The organism is Anaerotignum faecicola (genome assembly GCA_024460105.1).
Taxonomy (GTDB): domain Bacteria; phylum Bacillota; class Clostridia; order Lachnospirales; family Anaerotignaceae; genus JANFXS01.
Genome location: JANFXS010000581.1, coordinates 1 through 389, shown reverse-complemented (window position 1 = coordinate 389; position 389 = coordinate 1). Strand labels below are relative to the sequence as shown.

The 389-nt window shown below is 54.2% G+C and carries 1 protein-coding gene; it reads left to right on the top strand.

Annotated elements, in window-relative coordinates:
* Nucleotides 1-389, top strand: a 389-nt coding sequence (locus tag NE664_15495; protein MCQ4728037.1) for a glycosyl hydrolase, incomplete at both ends; no start/stop codon positions are given.

The following is a 389-nucleotide window of genomic DNA, read 5'->3' as shown; positions in this document are numbered from 1 at the left end:
CTACAGAAACGGCGTGATTACAGAGGAGAGGCTGAGCGATGCGCTTCACCGGATTCTCGGAATCAAGGCCGCGCTGAAGCTTCATAAGCTGCAGGCAGAAGGCCGTCTGATGCCTCCCAGAGAGCAGTTATCGGTGATCGGCTGCCGTGAGTTTCGGGAATCTGCGGCAAAACAGGCCGACAAGTTTATTACACTTGTAAAAGACACGAAGCATTACCTTCCCCTGACACTGGAGAAGTATAAGAGAGTGAAGCTGGTATTTATCGGCGGAGAGGGAACGGTGGTCGCGGGTAAGCTGCAGTCGGACGACAGCGCGCCTGTGAAGGAGATGGTCATAAGAAAGCTTACGGAAGCAGGATTCACAGTGGACGGTGAGACACCGGCCGTGA